General features: G+C 38.4%; 20 protein-coding genes and 2 tRNA genes. 11 read left to right on the forward strand and 11 right to left on the reverse strand.

The window, feature by feature from the left end; genetic code table 11:
• Positions 1 to 7 precede the first annotated feature (7 nt).
• The 3 genes from uvrA to tenA all read right to left on the reverse strand — a co-directional run bounded on the left by uvrA (position 8) and on the right by tenA (position 4,462).
• Entirely contained in the window at positions 8 to 2,839 is a 2,832-nt protein-coding gene (gene uvrA / locus AC5YDM_RS07055) for an excinuclease ABC subunit UvrA (RefSeq protein WP_496151408.1), read from the reverse strand.
• A 273-nt stretch (positions 2,840 to 3,112) separates the two neighbouring features.
• Complete coding sequence (locus AC5YDM_RS07060) at positions 3,113 to 3,487, reverse strand: hypothetical protein (RefSeq protein ID WP_496151409.1); 375 nt, start codon at positions 3,485 to 3,487, stop codon at positions 3,113 to 3,115.
• A gap of 303 nt (positions 3,488 to 3,790) precedes the next feature.
• Positions 3,791 to 4,462 carry a thiaminase II gene (gene tenA, locus AC5YDM_RS07065; protein WP_496151410.1) on the reverse strand — a complete coding sequence of 224 codons (672 nt, stop codon included), beginning with the start codon at positions 4,460 to 4,462 and terminating at the stop codon, positions 3,791 to 3,793.
• A gap of 231 nt (positions 4,463 to 4,693) precedes the next feature.
• On the opposite strand from tenA, the gene AC5YDM_RS07070 reads away from it, so the two are divergent.
• The 5 genes from AC5YDM_RS07070 (at position 4,694) to ahpC (ending at position 9,197) form a co-directional block, all read left to right on the forward strand.
• Complete coding sequence (locus tag AC5YDM_RS07070) at positions 4,694 to 5,779, forward strand: DUF475 domain-containing protein (RefSeq protein ID WP_496151411.1); 1,086 nt, start codon at positions 4,694 to 4,696, stop codon at positions 5,777 to 5,779.
• 202 nt (positions 5,780 to 5,981) lie between these two features.
• Positions 5,982 to 7,346: an MFS transporter gene (locus tag AC5YDM_RS07075; protein ID WP_496151412.1), complete on the forward strand. Its 1,365-nt coding sequence runs from the start codon at positions 5,982 to 5,984 to the stop codon at positions 7,344 to 7,346.
• 52 nt (positions 7,347 to 7,398) lie between these two features.
• Positions 7,399 to 7,989 (forward strand): single-stranded DNA-binding protein, encoded by a 591-nt coding sequence (gene ssb, locus AC5YDM_RS07080; RefSeq protein ID WP_496151413.1) that lies wholly within the window; start codon positions 7,399 to 7,401, stop codon positions 7,987 to 7,989.
• Between the two features lie 124 nt (positions 7,990 to 8,113).
• Positions 8,114 to 8,515, forward strand: coding sequence for a hypothetical protein (locus AC5YDM_RS07085; RefSeq protein WP_496151414.1), 402 nt, complete (start codon positions 8,114 to 8,116; stop codon positions 8,513 to 8,515).
• A gap of 118 nt (positions 8,516 to 8,633) precedes the next feature.
• On the forward strand, positions 8,634 to 9,197 hold the full coding sequence (ahpC, locus tag AC5YDM_RS07090) for an alkyl hydroperoxide reductase subunit C (protein WP_496151415.1): 564 nt from the start codon (positions 8,634 to 8,636) through the stop codon (positions 9,195 to 9,197).
• A 121-nt stretch (positions 9,198 to 9,318) separates the two neighbouring features.
• Here the strand turns inward: ahpC and AC5YDM_RS07095 are convergent, their stop codons facing one another.
• Positions 9,319 to 10,242 (reverse strand): LysR substrate-binding domain-containing protein, encoded by a 924-nt coding sequence (locus tag AC5YDM_RS07095; protein ID WP_496151416.1) that lies wholly within the window; start codon positions 10,240 to 10,242, stop codon positions 9,319 to 9,321.
• 95 nt (positions 10,243 to 10,337) lie between these two features.
• Positions 10,338 to 10,964 carry an isochorismate family cysteine hydrolase YcaC gene (gene ycaC, locus AC5YDM_RS07100; RefSeq protein ID WP_496151417.1) on the reverse strand — a complete coding sequence of 209 codons (627 nt, stop codon included), beginning with the start codon at positions 10,962 to 10,964 and terminating at the stop codon, positions 10,338 to 10,340.
• Positions 10,965 to 11,280: 316 nt separating this feature from the next.
• Here ycaC and AC5YDM_RS07105 point away from each other — a divergent pair, with 316 nt between their 5' ends.
• From AC5YDM_RS07105 to AC5YDM_RS07115, 3 genes are all read left to right on the forward strand, one after another.
• Complete coding sequence (locus tag AC5YDM_RS07105) at positions 11,281 to 12,150, forward strand: pirin family protein (protein ID WP_496151418.1); 870 nt, start codon at positions 11,281 to 11,283, stop codon at positions 12,148 to 12,150.
• A gap of 720 nt (positions 12,151 to 12,870) precedes the next feature.
• A complete protein-coding gene (locus AC5YDM_RS07110) occupies positions 12,871 to 14,169 on the forward strand; it encodes an FAD-dependent oxidoreductase (protein ID WP_496151419.1) in 1,299 nt (432 codons plus the stop codon).
• Positions 14,170 to 14,215: 46 nt separating this feature from the next.
• Positions 14,216 to 15,073: an SAM-dependent methyltransferase gene (locus tag AC5YDM_RS07115; protein ID WP_496151420.1), complete on the forward strand. Its 858-nt coding sequence runs from the start codon at positions 14,216 to 14,218 to the stop codon at positions 15,071 to 15,073.
• Between the two features lie 136 nt (positions 15,074 to 15,209).
• Here the strand turns inward: AC5YDM_RS07115 and AC5YDM_RS07120 are convergent.
• The 3 genes from AC5YDM_RS07120 to AC5YDM_RS07130 form a co-directional block, all read right to left on the reverse strand.
• Positions 15,210 to 15,285, reverse strand: a tRNA-Thr gene (locus AC5YDM_RS07120).
• Between the two features lie 251 nt (positions 15,286 to 15,536).
• Positions 15,537 to 15,710, reverse strand: coding sequence for a hypothetical protein (locus AC5YDM_RS07125; protein WP_496151421.1), 174 nt, complete (start codon positions 15,708 to 15,710; stop codon positions 15,537 to 15,539).
• 465 nt (positions 15,711 to 16,175) lie between these two features.
• Positions 16,176 to 16,266, reverse strand: a tRNA-Ser gene (locus AC5YDM_RS07130).
• Positions 16,267 to 16,390: 124 nt separating this feature from the next.
• Between AC5YDM_RS07130 and AC5YDM_RS07135 the strand changes: the two genes are divergently transcribed.
• Positions 16,391 to 18,271, forward strand: a complete 1,881-nt coding sequence (locus AC5YDM_RS07135; RefSeq protein ID WP_496151422.1) for a potassium transporter Kup — start codon at positions 16,391 to 16,393, stop codon at positions 18,269 to 18,271.
• A 140-nt stretch (positions 18,272 to 18,411) separates the two neighbouring features.
• Here the strand turns inward: AC5YDM_RS07135 and AC5YDM_RS07140 are convergent, their stop codons facing one another.
• Positions 18,412 to 18,765, reverse strand: coding sequence for a hypothetical protein (locus AC5YDM_RS07140; RefSeq protein WP_496151423.1), 354 nt, complete (start codon positions 18,763 to 18,765; stop codon positions 18,412 to 18,414).
• A gap of 392 nt (positions 18,766 to 19,157) precedes the next feature.
• Between AC5YDM_RS07140 and AC5YDM_RS07145 the strand changes: the two genes are divergently transcribed.
• Together AC5YDM_RS07145 and AC5YDM_RS07150 are read left to right on the forward strand one after the other, a co-directional pair.
• Positions 19,158 to 20,234 (forward strand): DNA/RNA non-specific endonuclease, encoded by a 1,077-nt coding sequence (locus tag AC5YDM_RS07145; protein ID WP_496151424.1) that lies wholly within the window; start codon positions 19,158 to 19,160, stop codon positions 20,232 to 20,234.
• 72 nt (positions 20,235 to 20,306) lie between these two features.
• Positions 20,307 to 20,552, forward strand: a complete 246-nt coding sequence (locus AC5YDM_RS07150) for a hypothetical protein (RefSeq protein ID WP_496151425.1) — start codon at positions 20,307 to 20,309, stop codon at positions 20,550 to 20,552.
• A gap of 139 nt (positions 20,553 to 20,691) precedes the next feature.
• On the opposite strand, the gene aqpZ is transcribed toward AC5YDM_RS07150, so the two are convergent.
• Complete coding sequence (gene aqpZ / locus AC5YDM_RS07155) at positions 20,692 to 21,384, reverse strand: aquaporin Z (RefSeq protein WP_496151426.1); 693 nt, start codon at positions 21,382 to 21,384, stop codon at positions 20,692 to 20,694.
• 112 nt (positions 21,385 to 21,496) lie between these two features.
• Positions 21,497 to 22,504, reverse strand: coding sequence for an AraC family transcriptional regulator (locus AC5YDM_RS07160; protein WP_496151427.1), 1,008 nt, complete (start codon positions 22,502 to 22,504; stop codon positions 21,497 to 21,499).
• Positions 22,505 to 22,821 lie beyond the last annotated feature (317 nt).

Genomic DNA, 22,821 nt, shown 5'->3' on the forward strand with positions numbered 1-22,821 from the left:
GTGAATCTTATTTCAACATCGGCTTTAAGAACTTACCTGTATGTGAAGCTTTCACTTTCACCACTTCTTCAGGTGTCCCTTCAGCAATAATCATCCCACCACCTGAACCACCTTCAGGACCTAGATCAATCACCCAATCGGCAGTTTTGATCACATCCAAATTATGCTCAATCACCACGATGGTATTACCCTTGTTACGAAGTTCATGCAAGATATCTAAAAGTTTCGCAATGTCATGGAAGTGTAGACCTGTCGTCGGTTCATCAAGCACATATAAAGTCTTGCCTGTATCACGCTTCGCAAGTTCACGTGCCAATTTCACACGTTGTGCTTCACCCCCTGATAGTGTGGTCGCAGATTGACCTAAACGGATATAGCCCAGACCCACCTGCGTTAGAGTCTCTAAACGACGGTGAATCACAGGAATCGCATCAAAGAAATGCATTGCATCTTCAACCGTCATTTCCAAGACATCAGAAATGTTTTTACCCTTAAAGCCAACTTCTAAAGTCTCACGGTTATAACGCTTACCATGACACGAATCACAAGGCACATACATATCTGGTAAGAAATGCATCGCAACCTTGATCATGCCGTCACCTTCACAGGCTTCACAGCGACCACCTTTCACGTTAAAAGAGAAACGACCTGCGGCATAACCACGCGCTTTCGCTTCAGGCGTTTGAGCAAATAATTCACGAATCGGGGTGAATAAACCTGTATAGGTTGCAGGGTTTGAGCGAGGTGTACGACCAATTGGACTTTGATCAATATCGACGACTTTATCAAGGAACTGTAAGCCATCAATCGAATCAAATTTTTCAGCGGTTAAAGTCGTTGCACCATTCAACTGAGTTGCAGCTAAAGGCAATAAAGTACGGTTAATCAAGGTTGATTTACCCGAACCCGATACACCTGTTACACAAGTCATTACACCTAAAGGAATGGTCAAATCAACATTCTTTAAGTTATGACCCGCAGCCCCCATGAGCTTGATTTTTTCATCAGGTTTAGGTGATGGCGTACGGACTTTAGGCACTTCGATTTTGAGTTTGCCTGATAAATACTGTCCTGTGAGGGATTCTTTATTAGCCAAAATTTCTTCATAAGTACCTTCCGCGATGACATGACCACCATGTATACCTGCACCAGGGCCAATATCAATAATATGATCTGCCGCACGAATCGCATCTTCATCATGCTCAACCACAAGGACAGTATTACCTAGGTCACGTAAACGAACCAAAGTTTCAAGCAGGCGGTCATTATCACGTTGATGCAAACCAATCGATGGTTCATCGAGCACGTACATCACGCCCATGAGACCTGCACCAATTTGCGAAGCCAAACGAATACGCTGAGCTTCACCACCAGACAAGGTTTCTGCCGAACGAGACAGACTTAAATAATTCAAACCCACAGAAACCAAAAAATGTAGACGCTCACGAATTTCTTTAAAAATCTTATCGCCAATTTCGCCTTTGGCACCTTCAAGTTGAAGATCTTGATAATAAGCTTCAGCATCCCCAATCGACATCTTGGTGATTTGAGCGATGGTTTTATCTAAGATTTTGACATTACGTGAGATTTCATTCAGACGTGAACCATCACAGGCATCACAAGCAGCATTCGATAAATACTGTGCTAGGTCTTCACGAACATAGTTCGATTCAGTCTCACGGTAACGACGCTCAAGGTGAGGCAAGACACCCTCAAAAGCTTGAACTCGTGAATGCTTACGACCACGTTCATCGATATAACTTAAATCAATTTTTTCTTTGCCTGTACCGTAAAGGAATTTCTTTTTGGTATCTGTATCTAACTCATTCCAAGGGGTATCGAGTGAAAAACCATAATGATCAGCGACTTTTTGAATCATGGTGTAGTAGTAAGGACGCTGGCGATCCCAACCACGAATGGCTCCTTGGCTTAAAGATACATCTTGAGCAGGAATCAATTTATCTGCACTAAAATGACTGCGTGTTCCCAAACCATCACAAACAGGGCAGGCACCGAATGGATTGTTAAATGAGAATAAGCGAGGTTCAAGTTCAGCCACAGCACGGTCACATTGAGGACAAGAATGCTTTGCTGAGAATGTACGTTCAGGCTGTTCGTCATTCATCCATGCCAAAATTGCGATGTCACCACCTAAACGGAGTGCTGTCTCAAATGATTCTGCAATACGATTACCCAAGTCATCACGGACTTTAAAACGATCCACCACCACTTCAATTGTATGCTTTTTCTTTTTATCCAACTCAGGTGGCGTATCAATTTCAATGATTTCACCATCGACACGTGCACGGACAAAACCTTGACCTTGGAGCTGTTCAAATAAATTGGTGTATTCACCTTTACGATCACGTACCACTGGTGCAAGAAGCATTAATGCTGTGCCTTCATCGAGGGATTTAACAGCATCCACCATTTCCGAAACAGTTTGTGCCACCATCGGCAGGTCATGTTCAGGACAGTAAGGTGTGCCGACACGTGCATACAGCAGACGGAGGTAATCGTAAATTTCAGTAATCGTACCCACAGTTGAACGTGGGTTATGACTTGTCGATTTTTGTTCAATGGCAATTGCAGGGCTTAAACCTTCAATCGAGTCGACTTCAGGTTTTTCCATTTGCGATAAAAACTGGCGTGCATAAGCCGATAAAGACTCAACATAGCGACGTTGACCTTCGGCATATAATGTATCAAAAGCGAGAGATGATTTACCTGAACCTGAAAGTCCCGTAATCACCACGAACTTATCGCGTGGAATATCGAGTGACACATTTTTTAAGTTATGGGTACGTGCGCCTCGAATACGGATATGACTTTGACTCATAAAAACATCTCGATGTTATGCAAATTGAAGGTTATATATGATAACGATTTAATTTTGTTCAAGTGGGTTTTTAATAAAATAAAACGACAAATGATGTCGGTGTATTTAAAAAATCATCTTTAAGATGCTCAAATGCACAGAGCAGAATAAGATTATCATTCTGCTCAGAGTGGATGATGAAGAGATTTATTAGAAAGTATAAAAAGGAAAGGGCAAAAATATCGAAATGTAATATTGGAATGAGTTGATCAATGCTTCTATTCAGTCATCTGATTAGCAAGCATTTAAATAGCTACGTTCAAAAATAGAATCAATTTGTTCAAATGCATAATGCCGTGGAATGTCATGATGTTTACGGGCATAGAAATTCACTTCTTTTTCTAAAATCTGCAAGAAGTCGTTATATTCTTTTTCAAAATTGGGAATGGTATAAAACTCAACCTTAGGCGAGGTTAAACATGGAAATTTGGCAATGAAATCCAACATCAATTTTTGGATATGCCCATGGGTAAAATAAAGCAAATACGTGGCAGCTGATCCACAATGTGAACATCCTTTCTCTAAATAAACCTCTTCGTTATTCAACCAACAGCATTGCAAAGTAAAATAAGCACGAATCGCTTCTGTTCCTAAAGTATGTTGTTGCATGAGAAGTCCTCACAAATTATAAAAAATCCAATTATTCGATAATGATAATCGTTATCATTAATTGTGTTGGATTTTTCTGTGACTGTCCAGCCTTATTTAATCAAGGACTGAAAATGAATGGGAACGTAGAGAAATAAGAAAAAGTATTAAGGATTCGTCGAGTTTTAATTGGGTAAAGATAATTTTTGTTTATGAATGGCTAAGCAGGGAAGTACTTAGCCATATAAATGCTTCAAAAATGTCAGGTTGAAGCTCGATCAATAATCTTATTTTGATTCATCTCATTATTTTATGGATCTAAGTTTATTCATCCAAGCTGAGCCATTGTCGTTGGCGGTAAGCGCTATCCCAAAATAGATATTCTAACTCAGCACCTTTGGTATAAGCCTGATGCATTTTTTCAATCGTCTCAGCATCGGCATTTTCAGCAACAGCGTCGATGATCGCTAAAACTTTACGCACTTCTTCATTAAAATGCTCACCTGAATAGGTGTCAATCCAAGCTTGGAATGGATTATTGGTAACAGATTTTGACACGATATCTTTACCGACTTCAGCATAAATCCAATAGCAAGGCAGGAGCGAAGCCAAAACCACAGGATAACTTTCTGACCAAGCTGTAGCAGTCAAAAAGGAAGTGTAATGATGACAAGCCGCAGTTAAAGGCGTATTTTCAAAATCTGCTTTGGTAATACCAAATTCATGCATAAAGCCATTGTGCAGTTCACGTTCCACAATAATCGCTTCTTTTGCTCCTTGGCTAAATTGAATCACAGCATCGGCATCAAAGGCTTTTGCAGCGCAGACGGAAAGGGCACGCCCATACGCTAAAAGATAATGTGCATCTTGAATCACATAATGACAAAAAGTTTCTTTGCTTAAAGAACCTTGGGAAAGCTCTTGGTTAAAAGGCAACGCTAAAGTTTTTTTATAGAGAGCATGATTACGTTGCCAAACGTCTTGGGTGAAACTCATGATTGAGCCTTTTGAAACATGAGAAAGAGACTTGGAACTATATCAACTGTCAATGAGGAAAAGAATCAGAGGAATGAAATCAAATTAGCTTGAAATGGATATTCTTCAAAAACAATACGAAGAATTTTTGGTTTTGATTTAAAAAAAGGGTCATAATTGCGCCATAAAACAATACATAGATTTATTGAGTTTTAACTTTATTCATTTTCAATTCTTAAAGGTCAAATTCTCATGTGGAAACATTTTGGTTTCTCCATCGTCTTTACAATTGTCTGTCTGGCGATTTCGGCATATTGGGGCTATACCCATGGGCCAGAAGCAGGCTTAAAGACCATGTTTACGGTATTAACGATTACCGCCATTCTTGCTGTAATGGAAATTTCGTTATCATTTGATAATGCTGTAGTAAATGCTTCAGTTTTACGCCATTGGGATCATTTCTGGAAAATGCTCTTCTTAACGGTGGGTATCTTGATCGCAGTATTTGGTATGCGTTTGATTTTCCCAATCGTGATCGTGGCTGTCACTGCGGATATGGGCTTTGTTGAAGTGATCCAATTGGCATTGAATGATCCAAAAGAATATTCACAACGTTTAATGAATCATCATCCTGAAATTGCTGCTTTTGGTGGTGCTTTCTTATTGATGGTGTTCTTAAACTTCTTCCTGGATGATGGTAAAGACACGCATTGGTTCAAATTCATTGAGCGTCGTTTAGCAAATCTTGCGAGTGTGCCTGCACTTTCAGTGTTTATCGCATTGGTTGCGCTGTTGATCATGGCTGCCAACGTTGATGAAACCAAACGCCTTGTGGTAACGATGGCGGGTATTTGGGGTATCGTGATTTATATCGGTGTTCAAGTACTAAGTCATTTACTCGGTGGCGAGCCTGAAATTGATGAAAATGGTGATGCGATTTCACATGACAGCAATGGCGTACCAACAGGTGTAGTAAAAGCAGGTATCGGTGGTTTCTTATACCTTGAAGTGCTTGATGCGTCATTCAGTTTTGACGGCGTGATCGGTGCATTTGCGATTACTTCAGATGTGGTTGTGATCATGTTAGGTCTTGCGATTGGTGCGATCTTCGTACGTTCAATCACGATCTACTTGGTAGAAAAAGGCACACTGGATGCATATATCTACCTTGAACATGGTGCTCACTATGCAATTGGTGCGCTTGCATTCATCATGATTGCAAGTGGTACAGGTCTGCATGTGCCAGAAGTAGTGACAGGTTTGATCGGTGTTGCTTTCATTGTTTGGGCGATCATTGCTTCGATCCAATACAAGAAAAGACAAGCCAAGTTGGGCTAAGCTTCGCTAGACAAAGCTAAGTTAGGTTAAATATTAAATTTGTATGGAGTTAATAATTCCATCAGATTTAGATTAAAATAAGGGTGCAAGCAATTGCACCCTTATTTATTTTCAGATGTGCTCTTTAGGTCATGACTTTATATAGTAACTTTATGCCATGATGAGCCCATCAAACTTTGCCCTTGTTTAGAAAGCTATAGATATGATGAATGCCTTAGAACGCCGTTCCACTTTTGCATTGAGCAGTATATTTGCACTGCGAATGTTGGGCTTGTTCATGATCGTGCCTGTATTTTCAGTTGCAGGGCAGTCATATCAGTATGCAACGCCCGCTTTAATTGGTTTAGCTGTTGGTGTATACGGTTTGACCCAAGCGCTTTTACAGATTCCATTTAGCCTCATTGCAGACCGTTTCAGTCGAAAGCCTTTGATCATTATTGGTTTATTGCTATTCGCTTTAGGTGGTGCAATTGCCGCGATGTCTGAAACCATTTATGGCGTGATTATTGGACGTGCGATTGCAGGTGGTGGTGCAGTTTCTGCGGTGGTAATGGCGCTTCTCGCAGATGTCACTCGTGAAGAAAATCGTATGAAAGCCATGGCAACCATGGGCATGAGTATCGGTGTTTCTTTTGTGATTGCCTTTAGCCTAGGACCTTGGTTAACGGGCGTGATGGGCATTTCAGGTTTGTTCTGGGTGACCACACTAATGGGTTTATTGGCGATTGGTATGGTGTTTATGGTGCCGAAAACCACACGACATCATAAAAATTTCCAACAGGGTTATCTGACACAGCTCAAACAAGTTTTGAAAATGAAGGATTTGAACCGACTTCATGTTTCGGTATTTACCTTGCATTTACTGCTGACAGCCATGTTTATTTACGTGCCTTCACAGCTGATTAACTTTGCGGATATTCCATTATCCAGTCATGGTTTGGTGTATTTACCATTGTTGGTGATCAGTTTATTCTTTGCTTTTCCAAGCATTATTTTGGCTGAAAAATATCGCAAAATGCGAGGCATATTCTTGACCGCGATCGCAGGGATTATCGCTGGCCTGTTGGTGATGATTTTCGGCTTTGAATCAAAATATGTGTTGCTATTGGGCTTAGGATTATTTTTTATTGCCTTTAACGTTATGGAAGCCTTATTGCCTTCATGGTTGTCTAAAGCAGCACCGATTCAATCCAAAGCGACAGCAATGGGTGTCAACGCCAGTGGACAATTTTTAGGGGCGTTTTGTGGTGGTATTTTGGGTGGTCAACTGTTGGTATTAAACAATACTTCGCTCGGTTGGAGCATTCTCACCGTAATTGCTATTGTATGGTTATTGATTAGTTTTGGACTGTCTCAACCACGCTATTTATCTTCAGTGATTTTTAGCCTGCCAGAGAATAAACAAACAGATGAATGGACTTCTCAGTTATTAGCAATTCGTGGTATTGAAGAGGTCGTGGTGATGCCCGAGCAACAAGTGGCGTATATTAAAGTGGATAAACTGCTTATAGATGATGCAGCGCGACACGATTTAACGCGCTTGTTGGGTAAAGAGGTAGCCATTTAATCATAACTCTTATAAAGTAAAACATAGAATCGACATAGGAAGATAACAGCAAATGCGCGGCGTAAACAAAGTAATCTTAGTTGGTACATTAGGTAAAGATCCAGAAACTAAAACGTTTCAAAATGGCGGATCATTGACTCAGTTTTCAATCGCGACAAGTGAGTCTTGGACTGACAAAACCAGCGGTGAACGTAAAGAACAAACGGAATGGCACCGTATTGTGTTGCATAATCGTTTAGGTGAAATTGCTCAGCAATATTTACGTAAAGGTTCAAAAGTTTATATCGAAGGTTCATTACGTACACGTCAATGGACAGATCAAAGCGGTCAAGAGCGTTACACTACAGAAATTCGTGGTGAGCAAATGCAGATGCTTGATTCGAATAATCGTCAACAAAGTGACAATCAAGGCGAAGGCGGTTATCAGCAACCACGCTTCAACAATAATGCCGGCAACAATAACCAATCGAATCAAGGTGGTTATGGTGGTCAACAGGGCGGTGGTTATAACAACAACTCAGCACCTCAAGGCAACTATGGCAACAATGTAAATCAAGGTTTCCAATCACCGAAACCTCAGCAACAACCTGCGAAGCCAATGGCGACTGCACCTGCTGATTTAGATGATGACTTACCATTTTGAGACACACCTGAGAATAGATTTCACAAGGTCTAAATAATCTAAAAACCCTTTGTTATACAAAGGGTTTTTGTTTTTATAGGGATATGTTAAAACATGAGTTGATAATTAAATAAGGGAAAATTTAATGAGACATCTTCTGTTATTAGCTTTAGTGCTGTGTAGTAGCATTACCTCAGCAAAATCTCATCAATGGACTCTGTTTGATCAGGATGATGCTGGTTGGTCTTATATTGATAAAGCAACGATCAAACCAGTGGATACAACACCACATATTTTTGAAATTGATTATAAATATGTTTACCGCCATGGCGTGCCATCAATAAATATTAAACCGAAAGGGTACATACAAGCTGTTCATCAAATTGATTGTCAAAATAAAGCCCGAGCGTATGTCAAAAGTCAGCGCTTTACACCTCAAGGGAAAGTCTTAGATAAAGACGATTTATTTAGTGGTTTGTACTTTGAACCGATGTCGATGCAATTACCAAGTAATATCAAATTGATTAAAATGTTATGTAATGAATAAGTTTTAATTTAAAAAAACGATTATTTTTATAAAAAACTTCTGTTTTACCGATGTTATTTATTTTCGTATTCTAGCTTCACAGATAAGCACTCCCTAGAACGAAACAGAGGAATAGCACATGAGTTTAATTAATACAGAAATCAAACCTTTCAACGCAACTGCTTACCACAATGGTGATTTCATTGAAGTTTCTGAGCAAAAATTTAAAGGCAAATGGTCAGTTGTATTCTTCTATCCAGCAGACTTTACTTTTGTATGCCCAACAGAACTCGGTGATTTAGCTGATAACTATGCTGAATTCCAAAAGCTAGGTGTAGAGATTTATGGTGTATCTACAGATACTCACTTCACGCACAAAGCTTGGCACGATACTTCTGATGTGATTGGTAAAATCCAATACCCAATGATCGGCGATCCAACTTGGGCTTTGTCTAAAAACTTTGAAGTTTTAATCGAAGCTGACGGTATGGCAGATCGTGGTACATTCGTGATCGATCCAGAAGGTAAAATCCAAATCGTTGAAATTAACGCAGGCGGTATTGGTCGTGATGCATCTGAGTTACTTCGTAAAGTGAAAGCTGCTCAATATGTACATGCACACCCAGGTGAAGTATGTCCTGCAAAATGGAAAGAAGGCGAAGCAACTTTAGCTCCTTCAATTGACTTGGTTGGTAAAATCTAAGCGATTAACCTTTAAGTCGAATAATTTCTTTCGCTAGCATCACTCTCGAATGAAATAAAAACCCAGAACAATGTTCTGGGTTTTTTTATATCTATCATTAAAATTTTAAAAATCAGGCATTTTAGATTAAATAGCCTTCTTGCGTTGGAGCATAATTGCGTACGCCTTCGATTAAATGTTCAATTAATTTTTCCATCACTAAACGTTGCCCTTTACGTGATGCATAAACCAATTGAACCGTGCCTAAGTTAGAACACCAATCTGGAAGTAAATGAATGAGTCGACCCGCTTCAATATCTTCTTTCACGGTTAAATAGGGTAGGTCTGCAATGCCTAATCCATCCAGTACTGCATAATACACACCGGCCAAATCATTACTTTTGATTCGTGGTTCAAGCAAAATTTTGATTTCGTCTTGATATTTCAAATTATGCAAATGCCAATGGTAATGTGCTTTCTGTGTACCTAAAACAATGGTTGGATAATCATTGATTTGAGTCACATGTTCGATGGTACGCCCTTCCAGTAATTCAGGACTAATCACTAAACAGTGTGTGGTTTTAACCACATCTCGAACAATAATACTAGAATCTTCATTGACCCCAAAATTGGTGCGAATCGCCAAGTCGATATCATCATGTAAAACGTCAACACGGCGACTAGTCAATTCCATTTCAACATCAACATGTGGATGATCTTTGAGGAATTGATTGAGTAGGGGGCGGATTTGATGCTCCATCATCACTGGTGGACAACTCAGTTTAATCAGACCTTTAGGCTCATTTTTCTGTTTGAGTAGCACATTTTGAGCTTGATCCGCTTGTTCTATGATTTTGCTACACTCTGCATAGAACTCTTGCCCTAATGGCGTGACTTTAAAATGACGTGTAGAGCGTTGAATCAGTGTGACATTGAATTTTGCTTCAAGATCGAGAATACGACGGCTTAGTTTAGATTTGGTGATGTTGCTAATATCACTGGCAGCACTGAAACCACCATATTTAACGACTAAATAGAAATAGTAATAATCATCAAATGAATGCATGTATGACCTCTAATGGGCTTTATTTGTAGATGATCATACCATTTATAGGAAAATAAAAAAGCGACCCAGAAGGTCGCTTTTCAAAACTAGAGAGATTATTTCTTCTCAGTGTTTTTCACGTAGCTTTGGATCAGGTTGCTATAGTCAGGAATATGCTGACCAAATAAAGCACCTAGACCTTCGATATCATTACGCCAATCGCGGTGTAATTCACAAGAAGCGCCGAACCAAGTCATCAACTGAGCGCCAGCTTGTGACATACGATCCCAAGCTGAATCACGTGTGAATGCATTGAATGTACCAGAAGCATCAGTGATCACGAATACATCGAAGTCTTCTGCAAGTGCAGACAGTGTAGGGAATGCAACACAAACTTCAGTCACAACACCTGCAATGATTAATTGTTTTTTACCCGTTGCTTTTACAGCTTTGACGAAGTCTTCGTTATCCCAAGCATTGATTTGACCTGGGCGAGCAATGTACGGTGCATCTGGGAAAATTTCTTTAAGTTCTGGAACTAATGGACCATTTGGACCATCTTCAAAACTCGTTGTAAGAATTGTTGGTAAGTTAAAATATTTAGCTGCATTTGCAAGTGCTAAAACATTATTTTTAAATTTATCTGGATCAATATCGCGAACCAAAGAAAGTAGACCTGTTTGGTGATCTACAAGAAGGACAGCAGCGTTGTCTTTATCTAAACGTACGTAAGGTTTACCCATTGTTATATTCCTTAATCTGGAGAGGACTATTCGAATTTCAGCATTGAAAAATAGGGATTATTTTCAATGTTAAGGATCATCATAGTAGCAGTTAGTTTATTACAATACCCTTAAAGTTGAGAAGAATAATCATATAAATAAGACAATCTGCATAAGTTTATGATTTAAATTATTTTATGTGGGAATAGTGGTGTCTAATTTAAATATTGTCCTACCATTGAGATGCAGTTTGCTGGAGAGATACTGTTACTGCGTGAACAAAAAAACTAAGATCATTTCATGTTAATTCCTAGCGATCTAGTGATAGGGGGATAAAGTGAAAAGAATTATTGGTGTTTACCGCAATCAACAAATGCATTGGGTCGGCGATGGCTTTCCAGTGAAAAATCTATTTTCTTATGACCGTTTAGGTCAGGCAATTAGTCCATTTTTATTGTTGGATTATGCTGCACCATATCATTTTAATCCAACCACTGCTCAGCATGGCGTAGGTTCACATCCACACCGTGGTTTTGAAACTGTAACCATTGCTTATAAAGGTGAAGTAACTCATAAAGACTCATCGGGTGGTGGTGGAACGATTAAAACTGGTGATGTGCAATGGATGACTGCGGCATCAGGCGTGGTGCATGAAGAATTTCATTCACCTGAGTTTGCTCAAAGTGGCGGTCTATTTGAAATGGTACAACTTTGGGTGAATTTGCCAGCCAAAGATAAAATGTCTGCACCTCGCTATCAGGGTATTGAATCGAAAGATATTCCTGTCGTGAATTTTGATGACGATGCAGGTCATATTCGTGTCATCGCAGGTAGTCATGCAGACCATACAGGTCCAGCAAGTACTTATAGCCCAGTTAACGTATGGGATGGTGCACTGAAAACTGGTTTTGTTGAGCATATTCATGTACCTGTAGATCACAATACATTGGTGGTGGTACTTGAAGGTGAAATGCTACTTAATGGTACGCAGAAAGTGATGGATAGCTCTATTGTCATGTTTGCAAGAGACAATGAGCCGACTATTCAGCTGGAAGCAACTCAAGATGCTAAATTCTTAGTATTAACAGGTCTGCCATTGAATGAGCCAATCCAAGGGCATGGTCCATTTGTGATGAATACGAAAGATGAAATTGTGCAAGCTTTCCATGATTTCAATGCTGGGAAATTTGGTCAAATTTCTGCATAAAGTAGGATTGCCGAATTAGATTTGGATAGTGCTATAACGCAGATGTTAAAAAGGTGGATTTCGATCCGCCTTTTTTATTGGCCAAAATAAGATGAACTGAAAGGATATTGAAATATTCATCTTCAGTTAATGTCACTTTATCTTTGAATAAAAATTGACTCTAGAGCGAGCTTAAACCAAATCAAATACTCAATAGTGATGATTAAGTCGCTTGCAGTTTGTAGAGAGAAAAAAATTGATAAAAAGATATATGAAATGCAAATCAAAATGAGAATTGGCGATGATTTAACAGAGAGTAAATATTTTGCTAAAAAAACATAAAATTTGGAAAAAAATAAAGGACCTCCATCCCACATAACGGAGGTCCTTACGCTGTAATTTCTATTTATTTTTTCCTCTATCACGCTGTTATTATTGTAATAATGTGACATGGTTCACATTTTATGTGCTTATGATAATGGATTAGATTCAGCTTGTAAACTGCATTTTTTAATTTTTGGTGAAAATATCTAGCTTGTTTTTAAAGGTTTTTTATTAGAAATAAAAAGTTTATATATTTTATATAGTTAGTTTTGTTTAAAAAAAGCACAAAAATTTCAAATCATGCGTAGTTGTTCGTTTTTCGATCTATTAAAAATGAAAAATCTGGAAGTTTTTAATACCGTATTTTGAAGTGGCTTCCCGCATAATATTTAAAATTTCAACTCTCGGATAATCATTTTGAAGATCGCAGTGATCGGAAGTGGCATGGCGGGACTCGCTACTGCAAGAATTCTAAAAGATGCAGGACATCAAATTACTATTTTCGAAGCGCTTCCAGGCCGTGGAATGGATAGCTATAGCTTAAATTATGAAGGTGGAAATATTGATTCACCACTTCGCGTAATGAATCCAAAGCTTTGGGAAAATACCTTAAGCTTGGCAACGCATTTAGGGATCAAAACTTTCCCTGTTCGTACTTATATGTCATGTAGTTGGTTGTTTGAAGACAAAATTGAAACGTGGCTGACGACGTCAAGAACACGTATTGGTAACTTTCCGATCATTAACAACCAAAAAGGCTTAAAGCAATACGGTTGGCGTTTAGTGAAGGGCATGTTGCAATTAAAAACTGCAATTAAGCAATTCTTCAAATCAGACAATCAAAATATCACGCTTGCTGAATTTGTTGCGCAGAACCAAATTGAAGAAGTGTTTTGGAATGGTGCTGTAATGCCAGTGCTCTATACCATTTGTACTTGTGATGCTAAAACGATAGGTGAATGGCCTGCAAAACCGCTTTTGGTTTTCTTGGGTCAATTGACTGATGGTGATGCTTTATTACGTATTCAAGGTGGCACACCTGCTTTGGTTGAAAAGTTGATTGAAGGCATAGAGTTACGTTGTGATACCCCAATCACACTGGTTGAAGAGCGTGGTGAAGAGGTTTATGTAGAAACTGCGCATGGTGATTCGGCAAGCTTTGATCGAGTTGTTGTAGCGACACCGACTACCAAAATTGAAGAGTTTTTAAATAAAGAACAGTTTGCAGATGATATTGAGTTACTTAAACAGTTTAAGTTTGTTCAAGGTGAATTGGTAATTCACACTGATCCAATCGTGATGCCTGTACGCCGTAAAGATTGGTCAGTACTCAGTTATATGATGGATCGTAAATTTACCAAACAACATTTCTCTGTGTGGTTAAATTCGATTGAACCAAGCTTGGTCGGTAAATCTCCTGTCTTCCAAACGTGGAATCCTGTGGTGGATATTGATCCAAAGAAAGTAATTTCTAAAGTGACTTTGACTCGTGCAGTGGTAGATACCAATACTTTAAATCTCAACCGTGAATTGCAACAACGTCATAAAGATAAAAACCGTAAAGTATTTTACTGTGGTTCTTGGTCATGTGATGGCTTGCCTATTCTAGAATCTGCCGTGACTTCAGCAATGCATATCGGTGAAATTTTCAATGCACCATTGCCGTTTGTTGGATTAAAACCTAAAGTTGAGGTTGCACCAGAGCTGGGTTACTAAACAATTCATTTTAGCGACTCAATGGTTAATTCACTGAGTAATGCAAATGAAATGGCTTCAAGCGATTCAAACTAAACAACCTCAACATAAGTATGCAATTAATGCTGCGATGTTGGGTGATCATAATGAACTTGCTTGGAGCAATTTAGGTTATTGGAATCATACTCATGATTCTTATCCACAAGCCTGTCGCCAATTGGCAATACATTTGGCGACAGCTATTAATTTAAATTCAAAAGATAAATTGCTAGATTTGGGCTGTGGAAAAGGTGCAAGCCTTGTACTTTGGCATGAGCACTTTAAGGTACAACACATTGAAGCAGTTGAGTTACAAGCTGCTTGTGTGGATAACATTCAAAATAAATTAAAACAAATTCATAGTATTCAACTTCAAAATATCCAACAGGGTTCTTTTTTAAATTTAAAACAATGTCATTTTGAATTTAAATTCGATGTGGTTTTATGTATTGATGCTGCATATCACTGTCATTTGAATTCATTTCTAACATCGGTGAATACTGTTTTAAATTCAAAAGCACGAATTGGATTTCATAACTTAATGCTGACTGAAAAATTTCACAGCCTTTCAACATTTCAGAAATTAAAATTAAAAACATTATTCAAATGCGCAGATGTCGAATTATCAGACTTGATGGATCATCAAGGTATTGAAAATGTACTCATCGAGAAGGGTTTTGAAAACATTCAGATTGAAAATTTAACTCAAAAAGTATTGAAGGGATTTGCTGATTACATACAGCAGCGCTCATTATCAAAATCTTTAAAAAAGGCTAGTTTTCGTTTAGATCGTTTTAAAATTGAGATGACAGCCAAACTATGTCGAAAATTGTATATAGATGGGTGTGTAGATTATGTTCAAATCAGTGCACAGAAACGAAATTAGTCATTCACTGATTCGATTGATTTATTTTTGGATGAGTTGTATTGATTTCGAATAAGTAAACATCAAAATTTAAAGATGAAGAAACAGTATTTCAGAAACAAAAAAACCTCACTAGAAAGCGAGGCTAAGTTTAAAATGGTGCCGGCACACGGATTCGAACTGTGGACCTACTGATTACAAGTCAGTTGCTCTACCAACTGAGCTATGCCGGCAACGTTGTGTGTGAATAATAGCGAATTTCTGACAAAACGCAAGCCAAAAAACGATCACTTAATTCACTTTCTTATTTATTGTTATTATTATTTCGCTAAATTTTGCTGTGTTACATATTTTTGGTCAGCGATTACTCAAAAAAAGCGTTTCTTATTCTGTTTTTTTCTTTTATATCGATACTTTTTATTGGATTGAATCATCGATATTTATTGTTATTGGCAAGAATTAAAATAAATATTGTTTGAATCGGTTAAGCATTTTCAAATTGGACACGATCCATATTGGGTTGAGAAATTTTCAAGTGTTCAACTTGTGTTGATTTCTCAATCGTATAATGCGTTTCGTATTTCACTTGAGTTCCTGCAAATGCAGTAGAGGTCAATGTCATCATCATTACAGATGCTGCTAAACGTAATTTATTCATGTTAAACACTCATAATGTGACTTGGTATGCATTATTATTGCCGAAGTTGATTTATGTTGTAAACAAAAAATAAACAAATAGAGGAATAAACTTACGATTATTTTATAAAATATTGATTTTTAATAATATTTAAATATTTTATATTCTTTATATATATTAATAAGTTAATGCTATTATCAAAAAAATCTTAATTTATTGATTATTATTTAATCTGATTGCATTGTTTTTTAAGTATAACCGCACAAAGTGTAGTTTAAATGTATCTAATGGTGCTGCTTTGAAGCTGAATTTAGCCCAATCTGGATGAGTAATGATTCTCTCGTGATTGTGTAAGTTTGGAATGACGAGCATGGAACAATAAATAAATGCGACTGGAAGAATGAATGTAAAATTATATAGAGATAAAAAAAGAGTTTGATGTAAGACATCAAACTCTTTTTCCGTTTCGATAATATCGAAAAAATTTGGCGGTGAAAGAGGGATTCGAACCCTCGAAACGCTATAAACGTTTACACACTTTCCAGGCGTGCTCCTTCAGCCACTCGGACACTTCACCAAGGCGAGGGATAATAACCAATATTTGAGGTTGTGCCAAGCTGAAACAATTGATTTGAAGAAAAAGTTTAAACGCAGTGATATGATGGCGAAAAAATCCTGTCTAAAAATTTGAAGACAACATTATGCAAAGTACTGCAAAAAAAGCGGCCTTACCTGCCATCACACTGGCAGCACTCGGGGTGGTATTTGGTGATATTGGAACCAGTCCTCTCTACGCACTCAGACAATGTTTTCTCACTGCACATATTGCGATTACTGATGCGACCGTATTGGGGATCTTATCTCTGATTTTTTGGTGCATGATGCTGACTATCAGCTTCAAGTACGTAAGTGTGATTATGCGTGCGGATAACAATGGTGAGGGTGGGATCATGTCATTATTGGCATTGAATCTGCGTTCGACCCGTATCGCAGATCAAAAGAAAATTTATCTGATTGCTTTAGGCTTTATTGGTGCATCGCTATTTTTTGGTGATGGGATTATTACACCCGCTATTTCAGTACTTTCTGCAATTGAAGGTTTAAGTATCGCTACGCCAATGTTTAATCAATGGTTAACGCCATTGGCAATTGGTATTTTAGCAGGGCTGTTTTTAGTACAGCGTCATGGTACAGGAACGATGGGTAAGCTCTTTGGTCCATTGACCTTGGCATGGTTTCTGTCGATTGGCGTATTGGGGCTTTGGAGCGTGATGCAAACGCCATTTGTATTGGCGATGGTGAGTCCTCATTGGGCGATTAACTTTGTCGTACAACAACCCTATGTTGCATTTTTAACGATGGGTGCGGTGATTCTAACCATTACCGGTGGTGAAGCCTTGTATGCCGATATGGGGCATTTTGGACGTATGCCAATCAAGTTGGCGTGGTTCTTAATCGTTCTACCTTGTTTATTGTTGAATTATGCAGGACAGGGGGCATTACTCCTGCGTGATCCAGCGGCATTGGAAAATCCATTTTATTTACTGATTCCAGATTGGGCTTTATACCCAATGATTGGTTTAGCGACTGCTGCTGCGGTGATTGCTTCTCAAGCAGTGATCACAGGCGTTTTTTCAATGGTCAATCAAGCGATTCAATTACGCTATTTACCACGGTTGACGGTTCAACATACCTCGCATGTTGAGCGTGGTCAGATTTATGTACCATTCATTAACTGGGTGCTGTTTATATCGGTTGTGATTTTGATTTTACTGTTTGAAAACAGTGCCAACTTAGCCAGTGCTTATGGTGTTGCAGTGACCATGACTATGCTGTGTGGGACAGTTTTGATCAGTATCTTGGCTTATGGTGTTTGGCGTTGGCCGATGTGGAAAGTAGCATTATTTGCGATTCCACTGTTATTGGTCGATTTAGTCTTTGTCGGTTCAACTTCTTTAAAAATCATTGGGGGTGGATGGGTACCAATCCTCATTGGTGCAGTGGTGTATACCATTTTGATGACATGGAAAGATGGCCGTCAGATTGTCTTAAATCGCCTTGAATCCGATGCTTTACCAATGGATTTATTCATTAAAAGTGTGAGTATGGGCAATGAAACGCCAATTGTTCCGGGAGATGCAATTTTCTTAACTGGAACGCCGAATATTGTACCGCACGCGATGTTGCACAATATTAAGCACAATAAGGTGTTGCATGAACGTAATATTATGGTCACGGTGGTAACACGCGATGTTCCGTTTGTGTCAGATCAAGAGCGGATTAATGTGGAAAAAATGGATGATCGATTCTTTCGAATCTTTGTCTATTACGGTTTTAAAGATCAACCGAATATTCCTAAAGCACTCCAACAGGCTTATGAGGATGCAGGCGTAGAATTTGACATGATGCGGATTAGTTTCTTTATTTCGCGTGATCGACTGATTCACACTGTCGGAGATGGGATGGCGCCGTGGCGTGAAAAATTATTTATCTCTATGCAGCGCAATACCAGTCCAGTGAGTGATTTTTATCAGATTCCACCAAACCGTGTGGTTGAGATGGGTAGTCAAATTGAAATTTAATTGAGTAGTGAGATTTTTTAAATCATGCTCAATTTTCAGTATTCGTAAAAAAGCCAAGGGATGAACCCTTGGCTTTTTGCTTATGAATTTCTAAACAGTTTTAAAAAATCATGGCATCGACTTAAAAGTATAACGGTAGATTAGTTGGCTGGTTCAGCAGGTTGAGGTGCTTCAGCATTTGCATCTGCTTCAATGGCAGCAGGCTCTACAGACTGAGCTTCAGCTACACCTGATGGATTAGGTACTTGATTTTGTGTTGCTTGGGTCGCTGCTGGTTGTGCTACATCGGTAGTTTGACCTTCTACAAGCTTAATTTGGCCGCTCGACAAAAGCTCATTTAGAGAGCCCGGCTGACCATTTACAGTCGTGGTCACTTTAGCTTTTGATAAGCTTTCAAGTGTTTCACCTGCTTGTACGGCTGGTTCAGCAAAAGCTGAGAAACTTGCAACAGATAAACCGGCTAAAAGGCTAAAAGATAAAATTTGAGTACGCATACTAAAAGACTCCTAAGATGAAAATCCAGATGTTGAAATTACCCATTTGATTTTTTAAATAATAAGTAATTTATTAAGTTAAAATTCTGAATATAAATATAGATGTAAAAATCACCACTTACCTTGTCATAGTGGTTTGTATCTAATCAATAAAAAATACTGAAACTCATCCATTTAACTTAAGAACTGCATTAGAAATACAACAATTGGTTACGTGTAGTGCTGTAAATTCATACACAAATTGTAGAAGCTTTATTCACTTGAAAATTCACTTGATATACTTGCGATTGATTGCTTGTTAAGCTGTTTAAAATTGATGAATGATCAAGTTACAGCGTATGTATGACTTGTTGATGAGTCGAATAAACGTGTTTCTATTGGATATAAGTTGATTGAGTAATTTCGTTGTAAAAGCTGTGCTAGGACTGGTTGCCGCAAGTAGTTTTGCGATTGCATTTGGTCAAGAAAAAATTTCGCAATATATTCCGTTTAATGGCAGTGCCGATAATGCGGCTTGTTTAGATCAGTTCTATCGTGAAATACCACCCTATTTAGTCAAAGAAAGCCTGACCAAACATAGCTATCCGCTGTGTTATAACGGCTTCAACATTATGTATTCGGGTGTATCAAAAACACCTTTATGGGTGGCGGAAAGCCTTAGCGTTCAACGATTAAGTACCAAGATTAAACGTGAAGATAACTTTCACGAAGAAAGCCGTGTCAGTGCGAAACATCGTGCGGTGTTGTCTGACTACCGTGGTTCAGGCTATGACCGTGGTCATATGGCACCAAATGCGGACATGTCCAATAAAGAAGCGCAGTTCCATAGTTTCTCATTGGCAAACATGGTGCCACAGTCACCTAAAAACAATCAGCAAGTTTGGCGTGAACTTGAGGAAGCAACACGGGCGATTGTCACCAAACAGAAAAATGACATGTACGTGGTTACAGGTCCTGTGTTTAGCGGTAAAAAGCTCAAAACAATTGGTAAAGGCGTGATTGTTCCAACTGCGGTGTATAAAGCGATTTATATTCCAAAAACGGATGTGATTGGTGTTTACTATGCACCAAATGACAACTCTCTGAAGGTGAAAATCATCAGTGTTTGTCAGCTAGAAGAAGAGACAGGGATGAATCTTTTTCCACAGTTAACCGCAGAGCAGAAGCGCAATACTTACCAGTTGCCTTTAAAAGCAACGCAAGTGAAAGCCAATAAGAAAATTGAATATTTACAGTGGGATGCTGAAAGTCAGTGTGCTGAAGATGTATCGCATGACAACTTAAAGGCATTGCAAAAGCAATTTGAGCCACCGAAGTCGACCGGCTTAAATGATTCGAATACTGCTGCAAACAATTCAAATACTTCCAATCAAAATGAAGCACCAAAAATTGATGAAGAAACGCAAGATGCGATTGTGAAGCGATTGATTGAAATCGTGTTGCAATTTCTTTTACAATTTTTTAAATAAAACATGCCATGTTCTGTCTGAATCAATTATATTTTTAGGCAGAACATTTATAAACAATGAGAACAATTGCGTATGTTTAAGCCTTTTGAAAATGGTACAGAATCACATTCCATTCATGACTTAACTTTAGAAAATGATTTAGATCGTGTCAGTGTGTATGGTAATTTGCAGATTGGTAAAGACCAAGCGGGTCTAGAGGCTGCCAAAGCATTACAACATTATTTAAATGAAATTGTGACATATTTGGAAAAGCAGACTGATTTGCCTGCACAAATAGAAAATCAAGATGAGAACGAAATTGAGAATCCATTTCTGTAATTGATACCAAATTCAATCCATAAAAAAGCCTGCATTGCAGGCTTTTTTATTTCTAGAGTTTTTATAATGCTTTAATGTTTAGAGCATAAATAGGGCTCGTTTTAAGTCTTATTTTGACTCTAGCTGTGTAAACCTAAGCTTACTTGTCTTGAGGACCTGCAAAGCCCTTATAGATCAGCGCACCGATAACAGCACCAATAATAGGCGCAACCCAGAATACCCATAATTGGCTTAATGCAGCAGTTTCAGCGAAGAACGCTACGCCTGTACTACGTGCAGGGTTTACTGAAGTATTGGTCACTGGAATACTGATTAAGTGAATCAAGGTTAATGCAAGACCAATTGCGATTGGCGCGAAACCTGCGGGTGCACGTTTGTCTGTTGAACCCATAATGATGATTAAGAAGAAAGCAGTCAGTACAATCTCAATTAAAATCACTGAAGTCAGTGCGTATTTACCTGGAGAAAGCTCACCAAAGCCATTGGTTGCGAAACCACCTGTACCCACGAAGCCTGCTTGACCCTGAACGATAAGATAAAGAACGAATGCTGCTGCTGTTGCACCAACAACTTGTGACACGATATACGGAATTAAATCTTTAGCATCAAAACGACCACCAACCCATAAACCAACACTGACCGCTGGGTTAAAGTGACCACCTGAAATATGACCGAGCGCATAGGCTGCTGTGAGTACTGTTAAACCGAATGCGAGAGATACGCCAGCAAATCCGATACCGAGCTCTGGAAACGCTGCTGCAAGCACCGCACTACCACAACCACCGAAGACCAACCAGAACGTACCCAAAAATTCTGCAAAATATTTATTCATGGTGTATTACCTATAATCGTTGTTAATTTTAAAAATGATGTTTTTTATTCATTTTATTGTGTTGAATTTTAATCTACTTTTAACCAAAAAGAAAAAAATAGGATAAATAGCATTAATTCTTACGTAAACGGTTCATTCGCCATTGTTGTGGCGTCAATCCCATCCATTGTTTAAAGGCACGTTGAAATGCACTTTGTTCAGAATAGCTGAGTAATAAAGCAATTTCTTGCAAACTCAAATATGGATCTTGTAAATATTGTGTTGCTAGCAATTGCCGAACTTGTTGTACACGTTGTTGAAATGTGGTTTGTTGTTGATGTAAGTGCCGTTGTAGTTGTCTGACAGACATTGATAATTGGTTTGCAACTGTTTCAATTTGATAATTATTTTTTTGTAGACCCAATAAAATTGCTTGCTGTAAACGCTCATCCAATTGGGTGTTGTTCGGTAGTTTATTGAGTAAATCTTTGGCTTGTTGTGTTAATAGTTTTTGTAAGGTCTGATCAGGTTGCTTGAGTGGCGTTCCTAAAAAGCGTAGCGGTAATATAATTTGGACTCTAGGCTGAGAAAACTTCACCTTGCAATTAAAAAATCGTTCATATTGCACGATAGATTTGGGCATAGGATGCCTAAAGTGCACTTCAAATATTTCTAGATTCTCTAAAGCTAGATAAATTTTTAAGAATTTAACGGCTAAAGCAATGGCAATCTCATCCGTGACTTGTGTGGTGAGATCTGTCGGCAACTCTTCCCAACGGATAGATAAATTTTGGTCAATCACTTCAATCTTAAGTGGTGAACCATCATAGATGAGTCGATGGAAATCATGATAACGACTCAATGCTTCGGACAACGTGTCACAAGACAAAACGATATATGCAATGACGCCTAAATGCTGTGGTTTAACGTATTCTGCGATATCGAGCCCAAGCGCGGGTTTATGTGCCAATTGCTCTATTTCACAGAGTAAATCCCGCCAGATATGAAAATCAAAACGTTCAGCATTTTGGATATTTTGAAGTGTAGGTGATACCGCCAAATGATTGCTTTGACAGTAGTTATAGAGCAGATGCCCCAGTCCGCCATAGACCGAGCCTGTGTAATCCTTTATTTGTAGCATTATCAGTGTCTTGTTATTGTTTTGATGGATTCAATCCTTTAAGCATTTTTAACATGATTCATTAGTTTGAATCAAGAATAATATGCTTTTTGAAGTATTCATGGGTTGGAATTTTAATGAACGCCAATCACGATCAAAGAAAATGATTCTGCATTTATATAATTGACTGATGAGGTATTTAAAACCCCATGAATTTTGAAGCTTTGATGCTATTTTTATGGGAAATGAAAAGAATGAATTGACTTTTAAGAATCAGAAATAACTCAAAAAACTGTCGTGATTTGTCAATGAAATGGATTTTTGAGGTCAATCATTCT

It is taken from the genome of Acinetobacter sp. CY81, from assembly GCF_059515925.1.